The sequence below is a fragment of the Klebsiella sp. X13 genome, assembly GCF_003323835.1.
In the GTDB taxonomy this organism is placed as follows: Bacteria; Pseudomonadota; Gammaproteobacteria; order Enterobacterales; family Enterobacteriaceae; genus Klebsiella; species Klebsiella ornithinolytica.
In genome coordinates this window covers 4,335,594-4,360,446 of sequence record NZ_CP030874.1, presented here as the reverse complement: position 1 = coordinate 4,360,446, position 24,853 = coordinate 4,335,594, and the positions used below count along the sequence as shown (strand labels likewise).

Sequence of the window (24,853 nt, the reverse complement as noted above, 5' to 3'; positions counted from 1 at the left end):
GGGTTGAAAGAGAAAACTTCTGAAAAATGAGGTTGACTCTGAAAGAGGAAAGCGTAATATACGCCACCTCGCGACAGAGCGCTCAGCGCCGTCGCACTGCTCTTTAACAATTTATCAGACAATCTGTGTGGGCACTCAAAGTGACATGGATTCTTAACGTCCTCGGACGAAAAATGAATACCAAGTCTCTGAGTGAACATACGTAATTCATTACGAAGTTTAATTCACGAGCATCAAACTTAAATTGAAGAGTTTGATCATGGCTCAGATTGAACGCTGGCGGCAGGCCTAACACATGCAAGTCGAGCGGTAGCACAGAGAGCTTGCTCTCGGGTGACGAGCGGCGGACGGGTGAGTAATGTCTGGGAAACTGCCTGATGGAGGGGGATAACTACTGGAAACGGTAGCTAATACCGCATAACGTCGCAAGACCAAAGTGGGGGACCTTCGGGCCTCATGCCATCAGATGTGCCCAGATGGGATTAGCTAGTAGGTGGGGTAATGGCTCACCTAGGCGACGATCCCTAGCTGGTCTGAGAGGATGACCAGCCACACTGGAACTGAGACACGGTCCAGACTCCTACGGGAGGCAGCAGTGGGGAATATTGCACAATGGGCGCAAGCCTGATGCAGCCATGCCGCGTGTATGAAGAAGGCCTTCGGGTTGTAAAGTACTTTCAGCGAGGAGGAAGGCATTAAGGTTAATAACCTTAGTGATTGACGTTACTCGCAGAAGAAGCACCGGCTAACTCCGTGCCAGCAGCCGCGGTAATACGGAGGGTGCAAGCGTTAATCGGAATTACTGGGCGTAAAGCGCACGCAGGCGGTCTGTTAAGTCAGATGTGAAATCCCCGGGCTCAACCTGGGAACTGCATTTGAAACTGGCAGGCTTGAGTCTTGTAGAGGGGGGTAGAATTCCAGGTGTAGCGGTGAAATGCGTAGAGATCTGGAGGAATACCGGTGGCGAAGGCGGCCCCCTGGACAAAGACTGACGCTCAGGTGCGAAAGCGTGGGGAGCAAACAGGATTAGATACCCTGGTAGTCCACGCTGTAAACGATGTCGACTTGGAGGTTGTTCCCTTGAGGAGTGGCTTCCGGAGCTAACGCGTTAAGTCGACCGCCTGGGGAGTACGGCCGCAAGGTTAAAACTCAAATGAATTGACGGGGGCCCGCACAAGCGGTGGAGCATGTGGTTTAATTCGATGCAACGCGAAGAACCTTACCTACTCTTGACATCCAGAGAACTTAGCAGAGATGCTTTGGTGCCTTCGGGAACTCTGAGACAGGTGCTGCATGGCTGTCGTCAGCTCGTGTTGTGAAATGTTGGGTTAAGTCCCGCAACGAGCGCAACCCTTATCCTTTGTTGCCAGCGGTTCGGCCGGGAACTCAAAGGAGACTGCCAGTGATAAACTGGAGGAAGGTGGGGATGACGTCAAGTCATCATGGCCCTTACGAGTAGGGCTACACACGTGCTACAATGGCATATACAAAGAGAAGCGACCTCGCGAGAGCAAGCGGACCTCATAAAGTATGTCGTAGTCCGGATTGGAGTCTGCAACTCGACTCCATGAAGTCGGAATCGCTAGTAATCGTAGATCAGAATGCTACGGTGAATACGTTCCCGGGCCTTGTACACACCGCCCGTCACACCATGGGAGTGGGTTGCAAAAGAAGTAGGTAGCTTAACCTTCGGGAGGGCGCTTACCACTTTGTGATTCATGACTGGGGTGAAGTCGTAACAAGGTAACCGTAGGGGAACCTGCGGTTGGATCACCTCCTTACCTGAAAGAACCTGCCTTTGTAGTGCTCACACAGATTGTCTGATGAAAAATAAGCAGTAAAAAATCTCTGCAGGCTTGTAGCTCAGGTGGTTAGAGCGCACCCCTGATAAGGGTGAGGTCGGTGGTTCAAGTCCACTCAGGCCTACCAAATTCATCCTGAATACTGCGTTGTGAAACGACTCGCATACTTCAGTATGCTTCGTCCTTCCACGCCTTGTCTCAGTCTGAATTACCGGTACAAGAGATTTAGCATTACGATGGGGCTATAGCTCAGCTGGGAGAGCGCCTGCCTTGCACGCAGGAGGTCTGCGGTTCGATCCCGCATAGCTCCACCATCCTTTACTGCTGCACAACAAGAAAACTTCAGAGTGTACCTGAAAAGGTATACTGCGAAGTTTTGCTCTTTAAAAATCTGGATCAAGCTGAAAATTGAAACGACACACTGTTTCCTTTCTCCGTAATAAGAGAGGAAAAAGCGGTGTGTTCGAGTCTCTCAAATTTTCGCAACGCGGACTGTTTTACGAAACAGCTTCGGGTTGTGAGGTTAAGCGACTAAGCGTACACGGTGGATGCCCTGGCAGTCAGAGGCGATGAAGGACGTGCTAATCTGCGATAAGCGTCGGTAAGGTGATATGAACCGTTATAACCGGCGATTTCCGAATGGGGAAACCCAGTGTGTTTCGACACACTATCGTTAAGTGAATACATAGCTTAACGAAGCGAACCGGGGGAACTGAAACATCTAAGTACCCCGAGGAAAAGAAATCAACCGAGATTCCCCCAGTAGCGGCGAGCGAACGGGGAGGAGCCCAGAGTCTGAATCAGCGCGTGTGTTAGTGGAACGGTCTGGAAAGTCCGGCGGTACAGGGTGATAGCCCCGTACACTAAAATGCACACGTTGTGAACTCGAAGAGTAGGGCGGGACACGTGGTATCCTGTCTGAATATGGGGGGACCATCCTCCAAGGCTAAATACTCCTGACTGACCGATAGTGAACCAGTACCGTGAGGGAAAGGCGAAAAGAACCCCGGCGAGGGGAGTGAAAAAGAACCTGAAACCGTGTACGTACAAGCAGTGGGAGCCTACTTGTTAGGTGACTGCGTACCTTTTGTATAATGGGTCAGCGACTTATATTCTGTAGCAAGGTTAACCGTATAGGGGAGCCGCAGGGAAACCGAGTCTTAACTGGGCGTTAAGTTGCAGGGTATAGACCCGAAACCCGGTGATCTAGCCATGGGCAGGTTGAAGGTTGGGTAACACTAACTGGAGGACCGAACCGACTAATGTTGAAAAATTAGCGGATGACTTGTGGCTGGGGGTGAAAGGCCAATCAAACCGGGAGATAGCTGGTTCTCCCCGAAAGCTATTTAGGTAGCGCCTCGTGAATTCATCTTCGGGGGTAGAGCACTGTTTCGGCTAGGGGGTCATCCCGACTTACCAACCCGATGCAAACTACGAATACCGAAGAATGTTATCACGGGAGACACACGGCGGGTGCTAACGTCCGTCGTGAAGAGGGAAACAACCCAGACCGCCAGCTAAGGTCCCAAAGTCATGGTTAAGTGGGAAACGATGTGGGAAGGCACAGACAGCCAGGATGTTGGCTTAGAAGCAGCCATCATTTAAAGAAAGCGTAATAGCTCACTGGTCGAGTCGGCCTGCGCGGAAGATGTAACGGGGCTAAACCATGCACCGAAGCTGCGGCAGCGACACTATGTGTTGTTGGGTAGGGGAGCGTTCTGTAAGCCGTTGAAGGTGGCCTGTGAGGGTTGCTGGAGGTATCAGAAGTGCGAATGCTGACATAAGTAACGATAAAGCGGGTGAAAAGCCCGCTCGCCGGAAGACCAAGGGTTCCTGTCCAACGTTAATCGGGGCAGGGTGAGTCGACCCCTAAGGCGAGGCCGAAAGGCGTAGTCGATGGGAAACAGGTTAATATTCCTGTACTCGGTGTTACTGCGAAGGGGGGACGGAGAAGGCTATGTTAGCCGGGCGACGGTTGTCCCGGTTTAAGCATGTAGGCGGGAAGTTTAGGTAAATCCGGACTTCTGTTAACGCTGAGGTGTGATGACGAGGCACTACGGTGCTGAAGTAACAAATGCCCTGCTTCCAGGAAAAGCCTCTAAGCATCAGGTAACAACGAATCGTACCCCAAACCGACACAGGTGGTCAGGTAGAGAATACCAAGGCGCTTGAGAGAACTCGGGTGAAGGAACTAGGCAAAATGGTGCCGTAACTTCGGGAGAAGGCACGCTGATGGTAGGTGAAGCGACTTGCTCGTGGAGCTGAAATCAGTCGAAGATACCAGCTGGCTGCAACTGTTTATTAAAAACACAGCACTGTGCAAACACGAAAGTGGACGTATACGGTGTGACGCCTGCCCGGTGCCGGAAGGTTAATTGATGGGGTTATCCGTAAGGAGAAGCTCTTGATCGAAGCCCCGGTAAACGGCGGCCGTAACTATAACGGTCCTAAGGTAGCGAAATTCCTTGTCGGGTAAGTTCCGACCTGCACGAATGGCGTAATGATGGCCAGGCTGTCTCCACCCGAGACTCAGTGAAATTGAACTCGCTGTGAAGATGCAGTGTACCCGCGGCAAGACGGAAAGACCCCGTGAACCTTTACTATAGCTTGACACTGAACATTGAGCCTTGATGTGTAGGATAGGTGGGAGGCTTTGAAGCGTGGACGCCAGTCTGCGTGGAGCCAACCTTGAAATACCACCCTTTAATGTTTGATGTTCTAACGTAGACCCGTGATCCGGGTTGCGGACAGTGTCTGGTGGGTAGTTTGACTGGGGCGGTCTCCTCCCAAAGAGTAACGGAGGAGCACGAAGGTTAGCTAATCCTGGTCGGACATCAGGAGGTTAGTGCAATGGCATAAGCTAGCTTGACTGCGAGCGTGACGGCGCGAGCAGGTGCGAAAGCAGGTCATAGTGATCCGGTGGTTCTGAATGGAAGGGCCATCGCTCAACGGATAAAAGGTACTCCGGGGATAACAGGCTGATACCGCCCAAGAGTTCATATCGACGGCGGTGTTTGGCACCTCGATGTCGGCTCATCACATCCTGGGGCTGAAGTAGGTCCCAAGGGTATGGCTGTTCGCCATTTAAAGTGGTACGCGAGCTGGGTTTAGAACGTCGTGAGACAGTTCGGTCCCTATCTGCCGTGGGCGCTGGAGAATTGAGGGGGGCTGCTCCTAGTACGAGAGGACCGGAGTGGACGCATCACTGGTGTTCGGGTTGTCATGCCAATGGCATTGCCCGGTAGCTAAATGCGGAAAAGATAAGTGCTGAAAGCATCTAAGCACGAAACTTGCCCCGAGATGAGTTCTCCCTGACTCCTTGAGAGTCCTGAAGGAACGTTGAAGACGACGACGTTGATAGGTCGGGTGTGTAAGCGTAGCGATACGTTGAGCTAACCGATACTAATGAACCGTGAGGCTTAACCTTACAACGCCGAAGCTGTTTTGGCGAAGAGACGAATGTTCAGCTTGATTACAGATTCATCATCACGCAGAAATGTGGGGTGAAACAGAATTTGCCTGGCGGCGATAGCGCGGTGGTCCCACCTGACCCCATGCCGAACTCAGAAGTGAAACGCCGTAGCGCCGATGGTAGTGTGGGGTCTCCCCATGTGAGAGTAGGGAACTGCCAGGCATCAAATTACGCAGTAAACTGATGTAAAAATCAGTAGTTGTAGAAAAATTCGGTGGAGCGGTAGTTCAGTCGGTTAGAATACCTGCCTGTCACGCAGGGGGTCGCGGGTTCGAGTCCCGTCCGTTCCGCCACTTATTAAAAGCCCTGAGCATTTGCTCAGGGCTTTTTCTTTTTCCGTCGTACTATTGTTGCTGTTTCAGCAAAAATCCTCTGCATTTATCGATCTTTTTCCCCTCTATCGCCTCAGTCATAATCATTCTCAATGAGTTAACACTAAGTAAAAAAAGAGGAATTTTATGGCAATCCCTGCATTTGGTCTTGGAACCTTCCGCCTGAAAGATGACGTTGTCATCGCATCAGTGAAAACGGCGCTGGAACTGGGCTACCGTACGATAGATACCGCCCAGATCTATGATAATGAAGCGGCCGTTGGCCAGGCTATCGCCGAAAGCGGCGTGGCGCGTGATGAGCTGTTTATCACCACCAAAATATGGATTGAAAACCTGAGCCCGGAAAAGCTTATCGCCAGTCTTGAAGAGAGCCTGCAGAAGCTGCGTACAGATTATGTCGATCTGACGCTGATCCACTGGCCGTCGCCGAACGATACCGTTGCCGTCGAAGCATTTATGCCGGCGCTGCTGGAAGCGAAAAAGCAGGGGCTGACCCGCCAGATTGGTATCTCTAACTTCACCATCCCGCTAATGGAACGTGCGATTGCCGCCGTCGGTGCAGAAAATATCGCGACCAATCAGATTGAGCTCTCTCCGTACCTGCAAAACCGTAAAGTGGTGGAGTGGGCTGTGGAACACGGTATCCATATCACCTCTTACATGACGCTGGCTTATGGTAAGGCGCTGCAAGATGAAGTGATTGCGGGCATTGCGGCGAAACACAATGCGACGCCGGCACAGGTGATTCTGGCCTGGGCTTTGGGGGAAGGCTACGCGGTGATTCCTTCTTCAACGAAGCGTGAAAACCTGGCGAGCAACCTGAAAGCTCAGGATCTTCAGCTGGATGAGGAGGATCGCAAAGCGATCGCCGCGCTGGATTGCAACGATCGTCTGGTGAGCCCGGAAGGCCTGGCGCCTGAGTGGGATTGATCGTCTGAATCAGTACAGTGCCTGGCCGAGTGCGCGAAAAGAGGGGTCGGGAACGCGCGTATCACAGCTCCTGCGGGAGCTGTTTTACGTGCTCGCTAAGAAAGTCGATAAATGCCCGGATGCGCGTGCTAACGGCTCTGTCACTGTAGTAAACCGCGCTGAACGGCATTTCAACCGGCAGGCGTTTCTCGGCCAGCAGTTCAACAAACTCCCCGCGCACAATTTCCTGGTTGACCATATAATCGGACAGACAGGCAATACCATTCCCCGCCAGACATAGCTGCTTAAGGGTTTCCCCGCTGTTCGACGAGATCTCACAATTCACTTCCAGCAGTTGGCCATCGCAGCAGGAGACAGGCCAGGTATTCAACGAGACTGGCTCGGTAAAGCCCAGGCACAGGTGATCTTTCAGGTCAGCGACATTTTTCGGCGTACCGTGGCGAGCCAGATAGTCCGGGGAGGCGATAATTTTGCGGTAGCTGTTAAACAGCGGCCGGGCGCGAAGGCTGGAATCTGTTAACGTGCCGGCGCGGATCGCGACGTCGACCTTACGCTCAATCAGGTTAATGAAGGTTTCTGATGACACCAGCGACAGGGTCATTTCCGGATAACGCTCGCGGAAAGGTTTCACCAGCGGCATCAGGAAATGCAACATCACCGGCGTAGCGGCATCAACGCGTAGCAATCCCCTCGGCGTCGTCCGGGTCTCCAGAAGCTCATTCTCCGCCGCCGCCATCTCCTGCAGAACAATCTGCATGCGACGAAAATAGCGCTCTCCCTCTTCAGTCAGGTTGAGCTGACGGGTTGTGCGGTTCAGCAGGCTGACGCCAAGTTTTGATTCCAGCTTCTTTACCGCCCGACTGACGGCGGAGTTAGCCTGCCCCAGCTGTTCGGCCGCCCGGCTAAAGCTCCCGCTTTCAACGACGGCGATAAAGATGGCTATCTCTTCTGAAGTGGCTCTCATTATTGCACCTGTAGCAAAATTCTATTGAGACTTTGATAGTTTTTGTTATTTAAACACCGCTTCATACTACGTGTCATCTTAATCCTGATGATATGGAGTAAATTATGCCACTGGCGCTACTTGCCTTAACAATCGGTGCCTTTGCTATTGGTACCACGGAATTTGTGATTGTGGGGCTGGTCCCCACGATTGCGGAACAACTGGCGATCTCGTTGCCTTCTGCTGGCCTGTTGGTTTCTATCTACGCACTGGGGGTCGCCATCGGGGCGCCGGTGCTGACCGCATTAACCGGACGTATGCCGCGTAAACAGCTGCTTCTGGCGCTGATGGTGCTCTTTACCGCCGGTAACCTGCTGGCCTGGCAGGCTCCTGGCTATGCGACGCTGGTCTTTGCACGCCTGCTGACGGGCCTGGCACACGGTGTGTTTTTCTCAATTGGCTCAACTATCGCGACGAGCCTGGTACCGAAAGAGAAAGCCGCTTCGGCCATCGCCATTATGTTTGGTGGCTTAACGGTCGCCCTGGTGACCGGTGTGCCGATCGGGACCTTTATCGGTCAGCATTTTGGCTGGCGAGAAACCTTTCTCGCCGTCTCCATTCTCGGCGTCATTGCACTGGTGAGCAGTCTGATTTTGGTACCGAACAACATCCCAGGCCGCGCCAGCGCAAGCCTGCGCGATCAGATAAAAGTCCTCACCCATCCGCGCCTGTTGATGATTTATGCCATCACCGCATTGGGATATGGCGGGGTCTTCACCGCGTTTACTTTCCTGGCCCCCATGATGCAGGAGCTGGCCGGATTTAGTCCATCAACGGTGAGCTGGATTCTGTTGGGCTATGGTATCTCGGTGGCCATTGGCAACGTCTGGGGCGGAAAACTGGCCGATAAGCATGGGGCCGTTGCGGCACTGAAATTTATCTTTGCCGCCCTGGTCGTCCTGCTGCTGGTGTTCCAGTTTACCGCCAGTATCCAGTATGCTGCGCTGGCAACGGTGCTGGTGATGGGGATTTTTGCCTTCGGTAACGTGCCGGGGCTGCAGGTTTACGTAGTGCAAAAAGCCGAGCAGTATACGCCGGGTGCGGTTGACGTGGCCTCCGGCCTGAATATCGCCGCATTCAACGTTGGCATAGCGTTAGGTTCCGTTATCGGTGGGCAAACGGTGGAGCGCTATGGTCTGGCCGAGACGCCGTGGATAGGGGCCATCATTGTCTTCGCCGCGCTGCTGCTGGTAGTGCGCAGTGGGCGTCTTGATAAGTACCGACCGGCAAAGACGGTGAACGTCGAAGGATAAAGGTTTCTCGCGAATTGCATTGAAAGTACCCGTGAAAGTCCCTATAACAGAAGAACCAGCCGCAGTCAGGCTGGTTTCCTGTTATCGAGGTTTGATGCCCAAATTGCGAAAGAACACTTATGCTATGCGCTACGTTGCCGGACAGCCCGCGGAGAGAATTTTGCCTCCGGGGTCATTCGCAAGCGTGGGCCAGGCATTTCCTGCCGGCGTGCCATTAAGCACAGATGAAAAGATCCGCGTCCTGGTGTGGAATATCTTTAAGCAGCAGCGCGCTGAGTGGAAGTCCGTTCTCAAGAACTTCGGTAAAGATGCCCATCTTGTGCTGTTACAGGAAGCACAAACGACCCCTGAAATGGTGCGATTTGCGACGACGAACTACCTGGCCGCCGATCAGGTTCCGGCTCTGGTGTTGCCGCAGCACCCCTCTGGTGTCATGACGCTGGCTTCGGCGCATCCGGTGTACTGCTGCCCGCTGCGCGAGCGTGAGCCGATTCTGCGGCTGGCAAAGTCTGCGTTAGTGACCGTGTATCCGCTGCCGGATACGCGTTTACTGATGGTTGTGAATATTCACGCAGTAAATTTCAGCCTCGGCGTCGATGTCTACAGCAAGCAGCTGCTGCCGATTGGCGATCAAATTGCCCATCACAGTGGACCGGTGATTATGGCCGGTGACTTCAATGCCTGGAGCCGTTCACGAATGAATGCGCTCTATCACTTTGCGCGAGAAATGTCGCTGCGCGAAGTCCGCTTCCCTGACGATCAGCGCCGCCGCGCGTTTGGTCGCCCGCTTGATTTTGTCTTCTATCGTGGGTTAAGCGTACACGATGCTTCCGTGCTGGTGACGCGCGCCTCTGACCACAACCCGCTACTAGTCGAATTCAGTCCCGGCAAGCCTGATTAATTAAGGTATGTCAGGCCTGCCATCGGGCAGGTCTGCGCTCAGCACGATGCTGCCCTTAATTACTCACACAACCGAAGGACAACACAATGACAACACGCTCTCACCATGACAATGTCGAAAAGCAGTTCGGCTCACAGGCTAGCGCCTACCTGACCAGCGCCGTGCACGCTTCCGGGCGCGATCTGCAGCGCCTGGCCGAACGGCTGGCCGATTTCCCACAGGCAACGTTGCTGGATATGGGATGCGGGGCAGGGCACGCCAGCTTTACCGCAGCGGGGCAGGTGGCGCAGGTCACGGCTTATGATTTATCGAGCCAGATGCTGGAGGTGGTTGCTGAAGCCGCAAAAGATAAAGGTTTCACCAATATTGCTACCCAACAGGGGTATGCTGAAACGCTGCCGTTTGCCGATGCCAGCTTTGATGTGGTGATAAGCCGCTATTCTGCCCATCACTGGCATGATGTCGGCCAGGCGCTGCGTGAGGTTAAGCGCGTCCTGAAGCCGGGCGGCGTGATGATTATTATGGATGTGATGTCGCCCGGGCATCCCGTGCGCGATATCTGGCTGCAAACCGTTGAAGCGCTGCGTGATACGTCCCATGTGCGTAACTACTCGAGCGGAGAATGGCTGGCGTTAGCGAATGAGGCCGGGCTGGCCGTCAATCAGCTGTTGACCGATCGCTTGCCGCTGGAATTTGCCTCCTGGGTCGCCCGGATGCGCACGCCAGCGCCGCTGGTGGAGGCCATCCGTTTATATCAGGAGAGCGCATCCGCAGAGGTCAAAGCCTATTTCGCTTTGCAGCAGGACGGCTCATTTACCAGCGATACGATTATGTTTGAAGCGCATAAAGCGCTTTAAAACAAAAAACGCGTTAAAACAAAAAGGCACCGGATGCCGGTGCCTTTTCTATTAAGTCGATATATCAGGAGTCTGGCCTGTCGCTGTTCTTCACGTACAGCGTCAGCTGGTCGCCAGGCTTCAGATCACCCGTGCCGCTATTCCAGCGCATCACATCACGTGTATTCACGCCGTGACGTTTCGCGATGCTCGACAACGAATCGCCTTTACGCACGCGATAGGTGATGCTATCGCTGTTGTTGGCAAGACGCTGCGCGCTGCTACCGGCGCCAATCACCAGGTTTTGGCCCACTTTCAACCCAGACCCGCGCAGGTTATTCCACTGCTGCAGATCTTTCGTCGATACGCCAAGACGCGAAGCAATCCCGGAAACCGTATCACCCGAACGCACCTTGTAGCTACGGCTGGTCAACGGCGTGTTGTCCGCCAGCAGCGTAGGTTGCACGGCGGCAATGTCGCCAGAGGCCAGTGATTCACGCAGCTGAGCGGCGTGCTTTTGTGGCACCATAACGTACTTTGGCCCGCTGGCACCGAGGGTTGATCCCTTGACGCCGGCGTTGAAGGTTTTCAGCTTGCCGACGGGTATACCTGCCATATCTGCGAGCTGGCTAATCTCAACCGGACTGTCGAGGCGAACACGCGCCAGCGCACGGCTTTCGTCTGCCGTCGGCAGCTTCACGCCATAACGTTTGCTGTTTTTGAGAATATCACTCAACGCCAGCATTTTAGGCACATACACCTTGGTTTCCCGCGGTAATGGAAGTGACCAGAAATCGGTGGGTTTACCACGCGAACGGTTCGCTTTCATTGCCTTCAGCACCCGACCTTCGCCGCTGTTGTACGCTGCGACAGTTAACAACCAGTCGCCGTCGAACATCTTGTTCAGACGCTGCATCATATCCAGCGCCGCCGTTGTAGAGGCGACGACGTCACGACGCGCATCGTAGCTGCGGGTCTGTTTCAAACCATAATTGCGCCCGGTGCTCGGAATGATCTGCCAGATGCCTGCGGCATTGGCGCCAGACGTTGCGTGCGGGTCAAAAGCGCTCTCCACTATGGGTAGTAATACCAGTTCCATTGGCATGTTACGTTTCTTAACTTGCCCGGCTATCCAGTACATATACGGCTCTGCCCGTAAAGTTACATCGTGGAGATAGCTCTTATTACTTAAATACTTCTGTTTTTGTTCGCGAATCCGGGGATTTTCCGGTATTCCCATCTTTAGCTCGTCGCCTATGGAAGTCCACAGATCCTGGTCTTGCGCGTAGAAGGTTCCATCATCTAACCAGCGCGCTTGACTTGTGAACTTACCTGCTTCCCCTTGACCAGCTGCAGAAAGGCTCTGTGCGTGCTGTTGGACGTTGCCATCGTTTTTCGACGACTGGCACCCCACCAGCAGGACAGAGGCGAGTAAAATCGCTCGTGCCTTCATGTGTGTGTCAATAGTTGCTTAAAAGACGAGCAAGAATAACGGTGAAGGCGGCGAATGACAAGAATTAAATATCAGAAGTCATCTTTCTTTGACCTTAACCAGGCAAATCTCTGCGCAGAGTGTTGCAAATTTGTTTCTTTGGATATTTCTTTAATTAAATCATTGTCATCCGTGCGTAAAAAAATATTTATACGTCGCTCATTTTTCAGAGTTACGGGGAGTGTTTTTTGTTTTTTTGCACGTAACTCATTAACTTTATGGTAGTAATCATTTATATCCCTGTCATGAGGCAGGATACTCAATGCAAACTTCATATTTGCTAAAGTATACTCATGTGCACAACAAATCAGAGTATCCTCAGGAAGCGCGTTTATTTTCCTAAATGATTGATACATCTGATCCGCCGTTCCTTCGAAAAGTCTTCCGCAGCCGCCGGAAAACATTGTATCGCCACAGAAAAGATAAGGTTCGCTGTAGAAACAGATGTGTCCTAAAGTGTGACCGGGCGTGGAAAAAATAGAAAATTCGTGACCCAAAATCATCACCCGATCGCCATCGGCCACCAGGTGAGTGGTGCCTTTATCCTGGGTTTCTGCCGGTCCGTAAACCACAAGATCCGGGAACTTTTCACGCAGTTGTTTTACGCCGCCAACATGATCGTGGTGGTGGTGGGTCAGCAAAATGGCTTCGGGTTGCCAGTGATTGGTCTCGATGGCGGCCAGTACCGGCGCCGCTTCGCCGGGATCGACGATAAGACAGCGGCCGTTCTCCTCACTAAGAACCCAGATGTAGTTGTCCTGAAATGCGGGAATGCTGATAAGATTCATTAATTACCTCTCAAAGCGTAGCGGAAGGTTGCGATGAAGCCGGCAAGGATACCTCAGACAATCACAGCGCCCGAGCACTGGTCCAGTATGCCCTGGGGCGAATACTATCGCGAATCGCTGGAACGGCAGATGAAACCGTGGCTGGCTAAATTATATGGCTTTCATTTGCTTAAGATTGGCAATCTGAGCGCGGAAATCAATACGGAAGCCTGTGCTATCTCTCATCAGGTGAATGTATCTTTGCAGGGCAACCCGATTCAGGTGAAAGCCGATCCGCTGCATCTTCCTTTTGCGGAAAAATCGGTTGATGCCTGCCTGCTGGCGCATACTTTGCCGTGGTGCAGCGATCCGCATCGTTTGCTACGTGAGGCCGACCGGGTATTGATTGATGACGGCTGGATGATTTTGACCGGCTTTAACCCCGTCAGTCTGATGGGGCTGCGTAAGCTGGTGCCGGTATTACGTAAGACGACCCCCTACAACAGCCGGATGTTTACGTTGACGCGCCAGCTGGACTGGCTGGCGTTATTGAATTTTGAGGTGCTGCATTATGGCCGCTATCAGGTACTGCCCTGGTCCAGGCATGGCGGCAAACTCCTCAGCGCGCACCTGCCGGCTCTGGGCTGCCTGCAGCTGATTGTTGCCCGAAAACGGACGGTTCCGCTGACGCTAAACCCGATGAAATCAGGAAAAGCAAAAACGCAGCTGCGTCAGACGGTTGGCGCCACGCGGCAGTGGCGCAACGGGCAGAGTTAGCTTTCTGGCTGGTAGCCGGTGTCGCTCTGCGTCGGGCTGGAGGCGGCAGCGCGTGCCAGCTCATCACAGCGTTCATTTTCCGGGTGACCGGCGTGGCCTTTGACCCATTCCCATTTGATTTGATGCTGACCGAGCGCGGCATCAAGGCGCTGCCAGAGATCGACATTTTTAACCGGTTTTTTGTCAGCGGTTTTCCAGCCGCGTTTTTTCCAGTTATGGATCCACTGGGTGATCCCCTGACGCACGTACTGGCTGTCGGTGCTGAGGATCACTTCGCACTGCTCTTTCAGCGCTTCGAGAGCGACGATTGCCGCCATCATCTCCATCCGGTTGTTGGTGGTGAGGTGATAGCCCTGACTAAAGATTTTTTCTTTTCCGCGATAGCGTAAAATTGCCCCATAACCACCGGGCCCAGGATTTCCCAGGCATGAACCATCGGTGAAAATTTCTACCTGTTTAAGCATCTCTGGTAGACTTCCTGTAATTGAAATCGATAGATAAACGGCAAGTCTGACATAAATGACTGATATGAGCACTGCAATTACACGACAGATTGTTCTCGATACTGAAACCACCGGTATGAATCAGATCGGTGCGCACTACGAAGGACATAAGATCATTGAGATCGGTGCGGTAGAGGTGATCAACCGCCGCCTCACCGGGAACAACTTCCATGTTTATCTGAAACCGGACCGGCTGGTGGACCCGGAAGCGTTTGGCGTTCACGGGATCGCCGATGAATTCCTGATGGATAAACCGGTGTTTGCGGATGTGGCCGACGAGTTTATAGACTATATCCGCGGCGCGGAGCTGGTCATCCATAATGCCTCGTTTGATATCGGCTTTATGGATTATGAATTCAGCAAGTTGAATCGCGGCATTGCGAAAACGAATACTTTCTGCAAAGTCACCGATAGCCTCGCGCTGGCGCGGAAAATGTTCCCCGGTAAGCGTAATAGCCTGGATGCGCTGTGCTCACGTTATGAAATAGACAACAGTAAGCGTACGCTGCACGGGGCATTACTCGATGCCCAGATTCTGGCCGATGTCTATCTGATGATGACCGGTGGTCAGACGACGATGGCATTTTCAATGGAAGGTGAGGGGCAGCAGCAGGCCGGAGAAATGGGAATACAGCGGGTTGTTCGCGCCGCCAACAAGTTACGCGTGGTTTATGCGACTGATGACGAGATCGTGAGCCATGAATCCCGACTCGATCTGGTGCAAAAGAAAGGCGGAAGCTGCCTGTGGCGCGCCTGAGCCACTGAGATATGCTGTAAAAATCATCTGGCGGGTGATTTTTACAGCAAACGATTCAAAACTGAAGAAAAAGCGTTGACGGCGTTACGGGGAATCCGTAATATTCGCCTCGTTCCCAAGGGAACAGTAAGTGGAGCGGTAGTTCAGTCGGTTAGAATACCTGCCTGTCACGCAGGGGGTCGCGGGTTCGAGTCCCGTCCGTTCCGCCACTATTCAGAAAGCCTGAATCAGCAATGATTCAGGCTTTCGTCGTTTCGGCGCTCGTAAAAACAAACTCACCGAGTTCATTTCATATATTTCAATTGCTTGCGAATATGATGTTGCATAACGGCCAGCATGCAGGCACCGGACAGACCGATCATCAGCGCCCCGTTGACCGCCTCCAGCGGGCCGAGCAGCTTCCATCTGGCGCTCATCACAACATCGCCATACCCCAATGTCGCGAAGTTAACCCCGGAGTGATACACCGCATCCAGCAGCGTCGGAAACTCGCCCAGCCAGACAAACAGCACTCCCCAGAGCAAAATCTGCAGCAAATTACCCATTAAAATGATGATGATGGTGCCAAACAGCGCCAGTACGCCGGCAAGTAGCCCCTCTTTGCGGTGGAAACGCTTGAGATAAAAGCGAATGCACCAGATGGACACCAGAGATTGCAGCAGCATATTACACAGGATAACGGGCATGCCCGTAATCAGCGGAAGCAACATGTTAATCTCCTGAGTGAAGTTCTGTTGAGGATGAGTCAAGGGGGCGCCAGCGCTCGAGAAGGGCGATGCAGGCCCAGCCATAGAGCGCGATGATGAGATATAACGTGCAGCGCATCGCGGCGGCTGTCCAGACATCTTTTGCGGAATCGCTGTCCTGAATCGCCGGCCCGAACAGAATGAGGGCGGTTATCCAGACATTGCTCCAGAAAGAGGGCGGAAACCGTCCCGCCACCAGGCGAACCAGTCGCCGGGCCACCCACAGACTGGCCAGACTCAGCCAGAGAACCAGCATTAGCAGCGACGGCCAGAGGCTAAGACCGAACCACAGCCCTAGCGCCAACAGCGCGCCCAGTAGCGTCGATAGCACCAGTTCTTTCCCCGACGTTTTCGTGGTGAGCGTCGTCGCCTGCTGCGCCAGCGTGACGGTTTTCATCACCGCCGGGATGTAGAACGTCGGGTGGCTCAGCGCCAGAAGCCAGACGGGGAGCACAATGATCACCGCCCGTAGCGCTCTGAGATGGGGAGATCTGACCGCCGGCGACTCCCTGGGCGGGGGCGCCTGGCCCGGCGATGGCGGGAATAACGCCACCGCCAGCCCGTTGACCAGCGTACCGGTAATAAAACCGATCCCCAGCATTTGCGCCAGTCCCATCGCCAGCGCCTGCTCAATCAGCCCGGCAATGGGAATCACCGCTATCGCCACCACCAGCAGCATCGACAGCGTGGTCTTCCCGTAAAGGCCCATTAACATCAGCTGATACAGCAACAGCGCCGTGAGCAGCACGCCTGGTAGGGCGTAATAGGTCAGTAATGGCACCATCAGAATGCCAGCCGTCATGGTGACTATCAGGAGAGAACCCATCACGAGACCTTTTTTCAGCGCTAAAGGTTTCCCCTGGCACAGCACAATCCAGGCCATGATGCATCCGAGGTGCGGCATCGGCAGCGCGCTGGCGTAGCAGACCAGCGCAGCCAGTCCGCTACCACAGCTTATTCTCAGTACGGCGCGGTCCACGTTATGCATCGCGCAGGTCTCCTAATAGAGCCAGGAGAACAGGCTCATGACTCGGATATACAGGTAGCCCGCAACGTTCAGCAGGCTACTGCCGCTGGTATAAACCAGCACATCCGCCTGCCCGCCAACCCGCAGGCTGGTGGGCGGCGGGGCATCATCTCTTGCAAAGGCGATTTTAACCGGGAAGCGCTGGGCCTGACGGAGCCAGTCACGATTGTTATCCACGGTAGGGAGGCCGCCGGCCGGCGGGGGTTGAGATGCGTTGATACCATAGCCGATGCTGAGTACCTGGCCGCTAAAAATGTGTCCCGGCATGCTGTCGAGAAGAATTGCCACCTTATTACCCGGCCGGATACGACCGAGGTTATTTTCGGTCATGTCTGCGTTGATCCAGACATCGTTCAGGGCAATCAATGTCATCACCGGGGCGCCCGCGCCAACAAACTGGCCAACTTCGGTGCGTAAATCGGTAATCAGCCCGCGGCTGCCGGCAATCACGGTGCTTTTACTGCGGTCCAGTTCGGCTTTGCGCACCGCGGCCCGGGCGCTTAACAGCTGAGAATTATTGTCGCCGGCTGCACCAGCGGCTTCGATGGCACGACGCACGTCGGCGGCGGCGGCGGCCATCTGACTACGGGCGGTTTCCCGGGTGGCCTGGGCAATCTCCAGACGCCGGACGGAAATAGTACCGGGATCTTCACGATAGAGCCGCTCCTGGCGCTCGGCATCTTTCGCGGCATTCTGGTAAGCGGTGGCGGCGGCCTGCAGGCCAGCCTTTGCCGCCACCACGCTTTCACCGTTGGCCTTCACGGCGCTGAGCACCGTGGCATAATCCGAACGTGCGCGCGCCAGGGCGATATCATAAGGTTCCGGATCCAGCTCAAACAGCGGTTCGCCCATAGCGACACGCTGATTGTCACGAACATATACCTTCTTTATTTGCCCGGTTACTTCCGCTGCGACTGGAATGACGAAGGCCTGTACCCTGGCCTGCGAGGTATAGGGCGTCACTCTGTCCGTGACTAAATACAAGCAGATCAGCAGTACAATCAGCACCACCAGGCCGATGGCCGTACGACGGCTGGCTTGTCCTGGTGAAGGGGAGGAGGCATTCATGGCGAAGGTCCTTCTGAAGGGGATGTGGCGGAAGGAAGCGGGGTATTCAGCAGCGGCAGCCAGTTATCACGCTGGCGTAGGTGCGATTCCGTCGCAGCATCGACCAGCGGGCGTGTTCGGCCACTTTCCCAGCCGCCGCCCAGCGCTTTATAAAGCGCGATCAGATCGCGCATCGCCGCACCGCGGCTGCTGACCAACCGTTCTTGTTGGTTGAACAGCGCCCGCTGTGAGTCAAGGACGCGCTGAAAGTCAGCCATTCCCTCACGATACTGTGTGTTGGCTATTTCGAGGGAGCGGCTGGCGGCCTTACCCGTTTGGGTCAGCAACACAATTTCATCTTTATCATTGGCGTAGGCGATGGCCGCATCGTCGACTTCACGCGCGGCCTGAAAGACGGTATCGCGATAGTGTTCGTGAAGCTGGAGAAAACGGGAATCCTGAACCAGAACCTGATTCCCGAGCCGCCCCTGATCCAGCAGATTCCAGCTAAACGTCGGGCCCGCCGCCCAGCTGAGCGTGCCATTACTCTCGCTCCTGCCGCTTATTCCGACGCTGCCGATCAGTGAGATGGACGGGTAGAGCTCGCTCTCCGCCACGCCGATAAGCGCCGACTGTGCGGCCATCTGTCGTTCAGCATCCCTGACGTCGGGCCGCCGGCGCAGAAGGTTGGCCGGAAGTTCAGACACTAACGAGAGTTCGCCTGACGGGATATCGCCGGTCTGGCTCGCCATTTCCGGCAGGGGGCCGGGTTTGCGTGCCAGCAGCGCGCTCAGGGCATTCTGGCTCTGTGCGAGGCTGGTTTCCAGTTGGGGGATCGTCGAAAGCGTGGAGAGGTACTGGGTTTTTGCCTGCTGAACGTCCAGCTCTGCGCTGTTGCCGCTGAGGAATAACCGCTCGGTGATCTGCAGGCTACGTTGCTGAATCTTCGCATTGCCGCGGGTAATTTGCAGGCGGGCTTCCAGCATGCGGATATTGACGTACCACTGCGCCACCTGGGCTGCCATCAGCACCTGAATATCATCGTACTGCGCTAGCGTGGCGAAATAGCTGGCATCGGCGGATTCGACGCCGCGCTGAAACTTACCCCAGAAATCGATCTCCCATCCCAGATTGACCCCGGCGCTGTAGCGGGTCCCTGAGCTATAGTTTCCCGAACGTTGCTGGCCGGTGCGCAGCAGATCGCCGCTGCCGATCGTCGCCTGCGGTCCCAGTAAACTCTCGGCGATCCCCAGCTGCGCCCGGGATTCCAGCAGACGCAAACCGGCGATTTTGACATCCGGATTTTTTCGCAGCGCTTCGTTAATCAGCGCCGTTAAGGTCGGATCGTTGAGCTGCGTCCACCACCGCGCGTAATCGGCAGGCGTCGACCGGGAAGCCATCCGCTGCGTAGCCGGTTGCCAGTGGCTTAGCTCCGGCGTTTTCGGCGGATGATAGTCTGGCCCCAGCGTCGTGCATGCGGTGAGAACAAGGCCGGCGCCAGCGGTGAACAGGAGACGCCAGGCACGGCGCTCATTGAGCATCTTTGTCGTCCGGAACGACGGGAGTCTGGCTATCGCCGACCTGCCCATCGTTGACCCACGACATGAAGATACGATAGCCGATAGAGAGTAGGGTCGCGCCGATAAACATACCGAGAATACCGCTGGCCGCCATGCCGCCTAATGCACCAAGCAGTACCACAGGCATAGGCGCATCGACACCGCGCCCGAGCATTAGCGGTTTGAGCACGTTGTCAGCCATACCGGCCACAATCAGCAAGATCGTATAGACGATATTCATAGCCGTTCCGTGATCGCCGAGGCTCCACATCAACGCAATCGCCGGTGCGGTCACCAGAATCACCGGAATCTGCGCGATCCCGAGGATCAGCGCCAGAATAAAGAAGATCCCCACGGCCGGAATACCTGCCACGATCATAATGACGCCCACCAGCAGCGCCTGAATAAGCGCGACGCCGATAACGCCCTGCGCCACCGCACGGATCGTGCTGGTGCACAGTTTCACCAAAGATTGTCCTTTGTTCTCATCCGTCAGGCGGATGGCAATGCGCCGGGCGCTGTCTGCCCCGGCGGCGCCCCAGGTCATGATAATCCCCGCCACGATGAAGGAGAGGATAAAACCAAGCAATCCACCGCCCATACTGGCAAGAATGCCGAGGGTAGCTTTCGCGATGTCTCCTATCTGAGTGCGATAGTTGCTAATCAGCCCCGGCAAATCGTTGGACGCTTTTAACCACAGGACGCTAATTTTTTCTCCGACGATGGGAATGGTGGCGATATGTGCTGATGGCGGCGGAATGACGAAAGCACGACCGCTGAGCTTATCAATCATCACGCTGACGCTTTCGCCGAGAGAGCTAATCATCAGCACCGTGGGGACCACGATCAGCACAATGCCGAGCAGGACTATCAGGGTTGAGGACCAGCCCTGTTTTCCTCCCAGCCTGGTCGCAAAATACTGATGAAGAGGGTAGAGGGTGACGGCCAGGATAACGGCCCACAGCATCATATTAAGAAACGGAGAAAACACGGTATAGCAGAAAGAGGCTAATGCCAGGATAAGTCCAAAGCGAATGAACATATCCAGAAAACGGGCAACCAGTCTTTTTTCAACAACAAGCAGATTATTATTTTCCATGATGGTTTGTTCTCGCTGAGAATGCGCGCACAACCGTACCGGTCGGGTAATAAAACCGGACCAGGACCGAGATGGAATCGTTTTAAAAAAGCTGAAAGTTATTTGAAAATGAAGCTCGTTCTTGTTGAATTTTATCCACTTAATGAGTGTAGAACAGAAATAATCCCGCCGGAAAAATATTATTTCTCCCGCTTATTCTGCGGGCTGGTGGGGGAAAAAGAGGCGGCGGCGAGGTATAAAACGGGGTCCCCTCGGTTAACGAGGGGAGAGAAGACGATCAGTTCAGGGTGAACGGATCGGCATCCTGCCAGGCCGGAAACTTCTCACGATACTCTTTGAGCGCCGTCATCGACAGCTCTGCATCCAGACGCGTTGCCTGATGGGGTTCTGCCGTTGCCAGAATTTCTCCCTGCGGGCTGATAATGCGGCTATCGCCGCGGTAATGATGGCCGTTGCCATCGGTGCCGACGCGGTTACAGCCGGCAACATAGGCCAGATTCTCGATGGCGCGAGCCACCAGCAGGGACTGCCAGTGAAGTGAGCGTGGGGCAGGCCAGTTGGCCACATAAAGCGCTAAATCGTAGTCGTTATGGTTACGTGACCACACCGGGAAGCGCAGGTCATAACACACCAGCGGCAGAATTCGCCAGCCGCGCCACTCAAAAACAACCCGTTCGTTACCCGCCTCATAATGATGATGTTCTTCGGCCATGCGGAACAGATGGCGCTTGTCATAGAAGTGGGTTGTGCCATCGGGCTCGACCAGCAAGAAGCGGTTAACCGGCCCGCGATCGGTTTGCAGCGCCGCGCTGCCGGCAATCAGGGCATTTGTTTGCACCGCTTTACTCTGCATCCAGTCAATGACGTTTTCGGCTGACATCGACTGCTTTGCGGCCTCCATAGCGAATCCGGTTGTGAACATTTCCGGCAAGACTATGACGTCACGTCCGGTAATGCCTTCCAGTTGACGATCGAAGTGACGCAGGTTGGCGGGACCATCCATCCACACCAGGGGTTGTTGCAACAACGTAATTTTCAAACCAGGCACAGTGTTGAACTCCATCATCATGAGAGCATCAGGGTAATTTTAACACCATATCAGTCTCTCGCTGCTCAGCGGAATATGTTGTTAAAAAAATGATAACGCAGACAGCTGAATGTCGGTCGCCGGGTAAAAAAGAAAGGCGGGGAAATTCCCCGCCCTGGTCGTGATGTGGTAACTGTTATTGTTTTATGCGGCTTCAACCTTGCGGACTTTCTCCGGGAGCTTTACCGGTTTGGTCGCCAGCTCATCGGCTGCGAAATCGTCAACGTTAATGCTGCGCAGACGGCTGGTTTCCGCACGGGTCAGAATATCGGCTTCATCCTGATTGATTAAACCTTTTGCCAGCGCGTTGCGGGCCAGTTCATCCAGACGGGTAAACGGCAGGTTTTTACCCAGCTCTTTGCAGATACGCTGATGAATCGGATCGGCGGCCATGACATCGAGCAGGGCCTCTTCCAGCAGACCGACCGGGTTATGTTCACTCGGGGTCAGATACTGGCCGCGACCGATACGTGAACGCGTCGCGCTCGGGACCTGCAGGATTTTTGCCACCTTATGATCCAGCTTATCGGACGGCGCGTTGTAGTGACGGCCGGTCGGGAAGATAGCAATGCGCAGGGCGCCCGCGACAAAACGGTTCGGGAAGTTCTTCAGCAGATCGTCAATCGCCTGTTCTGCCTGATACAGCGCATCCTGGACGCCCCAATGGACCAGCGGGAGGTCGGCTTCATTGCGCCCTTCATCGTCATAGCGTTTCAGCACCGCAGAGGCGAGATAGAGCTGGCTCAGGACATCGCCGAGACGCGCGGAGATGCGCTCGCGACGCTTCAGGCTGCCGCCCAGCACCGCCATGGAGACGTCGGACAGCAGCGCCAGGTTCGCGCTCAGACGGTTCATGTGCTGGTAGTAGCGACGAGTGCCATCACGGGTCGGCGTGCTGCTTGTCAGCCCGCGGGTCAGGCCCAGCCAGAAGCTGCGGACTTTGTTACTGCCGACGTGACCAATGTGTTTAAACAGCAGTTTGTCGAAAGCGTTAACATCGTTGCTTTGCGCGGCGGCCATTTCATCCAGTACGTACGGATGGCAGCGAATCGCCCCTTGACCAAAGATCATCATGCTACGGGTCAGGATATTGGCCCCTTCGACGGTGATAGCGATTGGTGCCCCTTGATAGGCGCGGGCGAGGAAGTTACCTTCGCCCAGCATGATGCCTTTTCCGCCGGTGATATCCATGGCGTCAATGATTGAGCGCTGTCCGCGATGGGTGCAGTGGTACTTGACGATAGCCGACAGCACCGCCGGTTTCTCTCCCAGCATGATGCCGTAGGTAATCAGCGAAGCGGCGGCATCCATCACGTATGCGTTACCGGCAATACGCGCCAGAGGCTCTTCGATGCCTTCCATTTTACCGATGGAGATTTTGAACTGGCGACGAATATGGGCATAGGCGCCGGTCGCCATCGCCACGGATTTCAGTCCGCCGGTGGCATTAGACGGCAGGGTGATGCCGCGTCCTACGGACAGGCATTCCACCAGCATCCGCCAGCCCTGGCCGGCCATCGACGGGCCGCCGATGATGTAATCGATCGGCACGAAAATATCTTTCCCCTGGGTCGGACCATTCTGGAACGGCACGTTCAGCGGGAAGTGGCGACGGCCAATTTCGACGCCCGGGGTGCTGGTCGGGATCAGCGCACAGGTGATGCCCAGATCTTCTTCGCCGCCCAGCAGACGGTCGGGATCGGAGAGTTTAAAAGCCAGGCCCAATACGGTCGCGATAGGGGCGAGGGTGATATAACGCTTATTCCAGGTCAGGCGCATGCCCAGTACCTGCTCGCCTTGCCATTCGCCCATGCAGACGACGCCGCTGTCCGGGATGGCGCCGGCGTCAGAGCCCGCTTCCGGACTGGTCAGCGCAAAGCACGGAATTTCCTGACCACGCGCCAGGCGCGGCAGATAGTGGTTTTTCTGCTCTTCAGTACCGTAATGTTGCAGCAGTTCGCCCGGGCCTAAGGAGTTCGGCACGCCGACGGTAATCGCCAGGATACCGGAAACGCCGGAGAGCTTTTGCAGCACCCGTGACTGAGCGTAAGCGGAGAACTCCAGGCCGCCGTACTCTTTCTTAATGATCATCGCAAAGAAACGATGCTCTTTCAGGTAGGCCCACAGCGCCGGCGGCAGATCGGCCATTTCATGGGTGATTTCAAAATCGTTCGCCATGCGACAGGCTTCTTCTACCGGCCCGTCGATGAACGCCTGTTCTTCGGCGGTCAGGCGCGGCTGCGGATAGTTGTGCAGTTTCTGCCAGTCTGGCGTCCCGCGAAACAGGTCGCCTTCCCACCAGGTCGTGCCCGCATCGATGGCCTCTTTTTCGGTACGCGACATCGGCGGCATCACCTTACGGAATGCGCGGAATGCCGGTGCCGAGAAAATTGACTTGCGCATCGGCGCAAAGTTGAACGGCAGCAGAATAATCGCCAGCGGCAGCAGCAGCCAGATATTCCACAGCCCGGCAACGCTGAGCGCCGCGGTCCAGGCGAGCAAAATCACGCTGCTCAGCAGGAGATTAATTCGGTGATAGAAGAGCGCACCGAGTAAAACAACGGTTGCAACAATACTCAAAATCATCATAGAGAAATGCTCCCTGTCTTGTAGGAGGTCTGACCACTTGTGATGATATGGTTGTAGTGGATGTTATTGGCTTTAGCAATGTGTTTACAAAATAATTACAACCTTGCTCACATTGTTGTACGTAAATGCGGCACGTAAAATCAAAACCACGGCGGATAACGTCGGCTGCTTCTTCTCGCTTCGGCGCCTATCCGGTACACTGCCAGGGTTATTCCAACCATACTGAAGGATTATCCTCATGTACCAGGATCTTATTCGTAACGAACTGAACGAAGCGGCGGAAACGCTGGCTAACTTTCTGCAGGACGAAGCCAATATTCACGCGATTCAGCGTGCCGCGGTGCTGCTGGCTGATAGCTTTAAGGCCGGTGGTAAAGTCCTCTCCTGCGGTAACGGCGGTTCCCACTGCGATGCGATGCACTTTGCAGAAGAACTGACCGGGCGCTATCGTGAAAATCGCCCCGGCTATCCGGCGATTGCGATTTCAGACGTCAGCCACCTGTCCTGCGTCAGTAACGATTTTGGCTATGAGTACGTCTTCTCCCGCTACGTCGAGTCCGTGGGTCGCGCTGGCGATGTGCTGCTGGGTATCTCCACCTCCGGCAACTCCGGCAACGTGATTAAGGCGATTGAGGCTGCCCGCGCGCAGGGGATGAAGGTCATCACGCTGACCGGCAAAGATGGCGGTAAAATGGCCGGTTCCGCCGATGTTGAAATTCGCGTGCCGCATTTTGGTTATGCCGATCGTATTCAGGAAATTCACATTAAAGTGATTCATATTCTGATTATGCTGATCGAAAAAGAGATGGTTAAGGCCTGATGACATGGTGTCGGGCGGCACTGTGTTTGCCCGACCTGCGGGCTGAGTTGTCGG

General features: G+C 54.8%; 18 protein-coding genes, 4 tRNA genes and 3 rRNA genes. 14 read left to right on the top strand and 11 right to left on the bottom strand.

Going from position 1 to position 24,853, the window contains the following annotated elements:
• The first annotated feature begins 241 nt into the window (after positions 1-241).
• The 7 genes from DSD31_RS20770 to dkgB all read left to right on the top strand — a co-directional run bounded on the left by DSD31_RS20770 (position 242) and on the right by dkgB (position 6,536).
• Positions 242-1,781: ribosomal RNA gene (locus DSD31_RS20770) — 16S ribosomal RNA — on the top strand.
• A gap of 71 nt (positions 1,782-1,852) precedes the next feature.
• Positions 1,853-1,929, top strand: a tRNA-Ile gene (locus tag DSD31_RS20765).
• Between the two features lie 111 nt (positions 1,930-2,040).
• Positions 2,041-2,116, top strand: a tRNA-Ala gene (locus DSD31_RS20760).
• Positions 2,117-2,323: 207 nt separating this feature from the next.
• Positions 2,324-5,229, top strand: a 23S ribosomal RNA gene (locus DSD31_RS20755).
• A 91-nt stretch (positions 5,230-5,320) separates the two neighbouring features.
• Positions 5,321-5,436, top strand: a 5S ribosomal RNA gene (gene rrf / locus DSD31_RS20750).
• The 16S, 23S and 5S rRNA genes sit together here with 3 tRNA genes alongside, the layout of an rRNA operon.
• A gap of 54 nt (positions 5,437-5,490) precedes the next feature.
• Positions 5,491-5,567: transfer RNA gene (locus DSD31_RS20745), tRNA-Asp, on the top strand.
• A gap of 165 nt (positions 5,568-5,732) precedes the next feature.
• The gene (gene dkgB, locus DSD31_RS20740; protein ID WP_104896480.1) at positions 5,733-6,536 is read left to right on the top strand and encodes a 2,5-didehydrogluconate reductase DkgB; all 804 of its coding nucleotides are present in this window, start codon (positions 5,733-5,735) and stop codon (positions 6,534-6,536) included.
• A 61-nt stretch (positions 6,537-6,597) separates the two neighbouring features.
• Here the strand turns inward: dkgB and yafC are convergent, their stop codons facing one another.
• Positions 6,598-7,500: a DNA-binding transcriptional regulator YafC gene (gene yafC, locus DSD31_RS20735; protein ID WP_004858181.1), complete on the bottom strand. Its 903-nt coding sequence runs from the start codon at positions 7,498-7,500 to the stop codon at positions 6,598-6,600.
• A gap of 104 nt (positions 7,501-7,604) precedes the next feature.
• On the opposite strand from yafC, the gene DSD31_RS20730 reads away from it, so the two are divergent.
• The 3 genes from DSD31_RS20730 (at position 7,605) to DSD31_RS20720 (ending at position 10,550) form a co-directional block, all read left to right on the top strand.
• Positions 7,605-8,792: an MFS transporter gene (locus tag DSD31_RS20730; protein ID WP_004858184.1), complete on the top strand. Its 1,188-nt coding sequence runs from the start codon at positions 7,605-7,607 to the stop codon at positions 8,790-8,792.
• A gap of 103 nt (positions 8,793-8,895) precedes the next feature.
• Positions 8,896-9,693, top strand: coding sequence for an endonuclease/exonuclease/phosphatase family protein (locus tag DSD31_RS20725; RefSeq protein ID WP_015585098.1), 798 nt, complete (start codon positions 8,896-8,898; stop codon positions 9,691-9,693).
• An 86-nt stretch (positions 9,694-9,779) separates the two neighbouring features.
• Positions 9,780-10,550, top strand: a complete 771-nt coding sequence (locus DSD31_RS20720; protein ID WP_004858189.1) for a class I SAM-dependent methyltransferase — start codon at positions 9,780-9,782, stop codon at positions 10,548-10,550.
• A 64-nt stretch (positions 10,551-10,614) separates the two neighbouring features.
• Here DSD31_RS20720 and mltD read toward each other — a convergent pair whose 3' ends face one another.
• Together mltD and gloB are read right to left on the bottom strand one after the other, a co-directional pair.
• Positions 10,615-11,982 carry a murein transglycosylase D gene (gene mltD / locus DSD31_RS20715; protein WP_004858192.1) on the bottom strand — a complete coding sequence of 456 codons (1,368 nt, stop codon included), beginning with the start codon at positions 11,980-11,982 and terminating at the stop codon, positions 10,615-10,617.
• Between the two features lie 71 nt (positions 11,983-12,053).
• Positions 12,054-12,809, bottom strand: coding sequence for a hydroxyacylglutathione hydrolase (gene gloB, locus DSD31_RS20710; RefSeq protein WP_004858194.1), 756 nt, complete (start codon positions 12,807-12,809; stop codon positions 12,054-12,056).
• A gap of 33 nt (positions 12,810-12,842) precedes the next feature.
• Between gloB and DSD31_RS20705 the strand changes: the two genes are divergently transcribed.
• The gene (locus DSD31_RS20705; protein WP_004858196.1) at positions 12,843-13,565 is read left to right on the top strand and encodes a class I SAM-dependent methyltransferase; all 723 of its coding nucleotides are present in this window, start codon (positions 12,843-12,845) and stop codon (positions 13,563-13,565) included.
• On the opposite strand, the gene rnhA is transcribed toward DSD31_RS20705, so the two are convergent.
• A complete protein-coding gene (rnhA, locus tag DSD31_RS20700) occupies positions 13,562-14,140 on the bottom strand; it encodes a ribonuclease HI (RefSeq protein ID WP_160873233.1) in 579 nt (192 codons plus the stop codon). The two genes, DSD31_RS20705 and rnhA, sit on opposite strands and share 4 nt — an antisense overlap.
• Here rnhA and dnaQ point away from each other — a divergent pair.
• Positions 14,094-14,825: a DNA polymerase III subunit epsilon gene (gene dnaQ, locus DSD31_RS20695; protein ID WP_032716706.1), complete on the top strand. Its 732-nt coding sequence runs from the start codon at positions 14,094-14,096 to the stop codon at positions 14,823-14,825. The two genes, rnhA and dnaQ, sit on opposite strands and share 47 nt — an antisense overlap.
• Before the next feature lie 132 nt (positions 14,826-14,957).
• Positions 14,958-15,034 (top strand) — tRNA-Asp (locus DSD31_RS20690).
• Positions 15,035-15,109: 75 nt separating this feature from the next.
• On the opposite strand, the gene DSD31_RS20685 is transcribed toward DSD31_RS20690, so the two are convergent.
• The 7 genes from DSD31_RS20685 to fadE all read right to left on the bottom strand — a co-directional run bounded on the left by DSD31_RS20685 (position 15,110) and on the right by fadE (position 23,979).
• Positions 15,110-15,535 (bottom strand): ion channel, encoded by a 426-nt coding sequence (locus DSD31_RS20685; protein ID WP_032716707.1) that lies wholly within the window; start codon positions 15,533-15,535, stop codon positions 15,110-15,112.
• Position 15,536: 1 nt separating this feature from the next.
• Entirely contained in the window at positions 15,537-16,559 is a 1,023-nt protein-coding gene (locus DSD31_RS20680) for a DUF2955 domain-containing protein (protein WP_113991290.1), read from the bottom strand.
• A 12-nt stretch (positions 16,560-16,571) separates the two neighbouring features.
• The gene (locus DSD31_RS20675) at positions 16,572-17,666 is read right to left on the bottom strand and encodes an HlyD family secretion protein (protein ID WP_015585094.1); all 1,095 of its coding nucleotides are present in this window, start codon (positions 17,664-17,666) and stop codon (positions 16,572-16,574) included.
• Positions 17,663-19,186 carry an efflux transporter outer membrane subunit gene (locus DSD31_RS20670; protein WP_113991289.1) on the bottom strand — a complete coding sequence of 508 codons (1,524 nt, stop codon included), beginning with the start codon at positions 19,184-19,186 and terminating at the stop codon, positions 17,663-17,665. Before DSD31_RS20670 ends, DSD31_RS20675 begins: the two co-directional genes overlap by 4 nt.
• A complete protein-coding gene (locus DSD31_RS20665; RefSeq protein WP_015585092.1) occupies positions 19,176-20,303 on the bottom strand; it encodes an AI-2E family transporter in 1,128 nt (375 codons plus the stop codon). Before DSD31_RS20665 ends, DSD31_RS20670 begins: the two co-directional genes overlap by 11 nt.
• 277 nt (positions 20,304-20,580) lie before the next feature.
• Positions 20,581-21,351, bottom strand: coding sequence for an amidohydrolase (locus tag DSD31_RS20660; RefSeq protein WP_015585091.1), 771 nt, complete (start codon positions 21,349-21,351; stop codon positions 20,581-20,583).
• A 183-nt stretch (positions 21,352-21,534) separates the two neighbouring features.
• Positions 21,535-23,979, bottom strand: a complete 2,445-nt coding sequence (fadE, locus tag DSD31_RS20655) for an acyl-CoA dehydrogenase FadE (protein WP_004858224.1) — start codon at positions 23,977-23,979, stop codon at positions 21,535-21,537.
• Positions 23,980-24,217: 238 nt separating this feature from the next.
• On the opposite strand from fadE, the gene lpcA reads away from it, so the two are divergent.
• Entirely contained in the window at positions 24,218-24,799 is a 582-nt protein-coding gene (gene lpcA, locus DSD31_RS20650) for a D-sedoheptulose 7-phosphate isomerase (protein WP_004099149.1), read from the top strand.
• Positions 24,800-24,853 lie beyond the last annotated feature (54 nt).

Bases quoted from the DNA above. Each gene is read 5' to 3' on its own strand.
- dkgB (WP_104896480.1), top strand. From the start codon at position 5,733: ATGGCAATCCCTGCATTTGGTCTTGGAACCTTCCGCCTGAAAGATGAC.
- yafC (WP_004858181.1), bottom strand. From the start codon at position 7,500: ATGAGAGCCACTTCAGAAGAGATAGCCATCTTTATCGCCGTCGTTGAA.
- DSD31_RS20730 (WP_004858184.1), top strand. From the start codon at position 7,605: ATGCCACTGGCGCTACTTGCCTTAACAATCGGTGCCTTTGCTATTGGT.
- DSD31_RS20720 (WP_004858189.1), top strand. From the start codon at position 9,780: ATGACAACACGCTCTCACCATGACAATGTCGAAAAGCAGTTCGGCTCA.
- mltD (WP_004858192.1), bottom strand. From the start codon at position 11,982: ATGAAGGCACGAGCGATTTTACTCGCCTCTGTCCTGCTGGTGGGGTGC.
- gloB (WP_004858194.1), bottom strand. From the start codon at position 12,809: ATGAATCTTATCAGCATTCCCGCATTTCAGGACAACTACATCTGGGTT.
- DSD31_RS20705 (WP_004858196.1), top strand. From the start codon at position 12,843: ATGAAGCCGGCAAGGATACCTCAGACAATCACAGCGCCCGAGCACTGG.
- dnaQ (WP_032716706.1), top strand. From the start codon at position 14,094: ATGAGCACTGCAATTACACGACAGATTGTTCTCGATACTGAAACCACC.
- DSD31_RS20685 (WP_032716707.1), bottom strand. From the start codon at position 15,535: ATGTTGCTTCCGCTGATTACGGGCATGCCCGTTATCCTGTGTAATATG.
- DSD31_RS20680 (WP_113991290.1), bottom strand. From the start codon at position 16,559: ATGCATAACGTGGACCGCGCCGTACTGAGAATAAGCTGTGGTAGCGGA.
- DSD31_RS20675 (WP_015585094.1), bottom strand. From the start codon at position 17,666: ATGAATGCCTCCTCCCCTTCACCAGGACAAGCCAGCCGTCGTACGGCC.
- DSD31_RS20670 (WP_113991289.1), bottom strand. From the start codon at position 19,186: ATGCTCAATGAGCGCCGTGCCTGGCGTCTCCTGTTCACCGCTGGCGCC.
- DSD31_RS20665 (WP_015585092.1), bottom strand. From the start codon at position 20,303: ATGGAAAATAATAATCTGCTTGTTGTTGAAAAAAGACTGGTTGCCCGT.
- fadE (WP_004858224.1), bottom strand. From the start codon at position 23,979: ATGATGATTTTGAGTATTGTTGCAACCGTTGTTTTACTCGGTGCGCTC.
- lpcA (WP_004099149.1), top strand. From the start codon at position 24,218: ATGTACCAGGATCTTATTCGTAACGAACTGAACGAAGCGGCGGAAACG.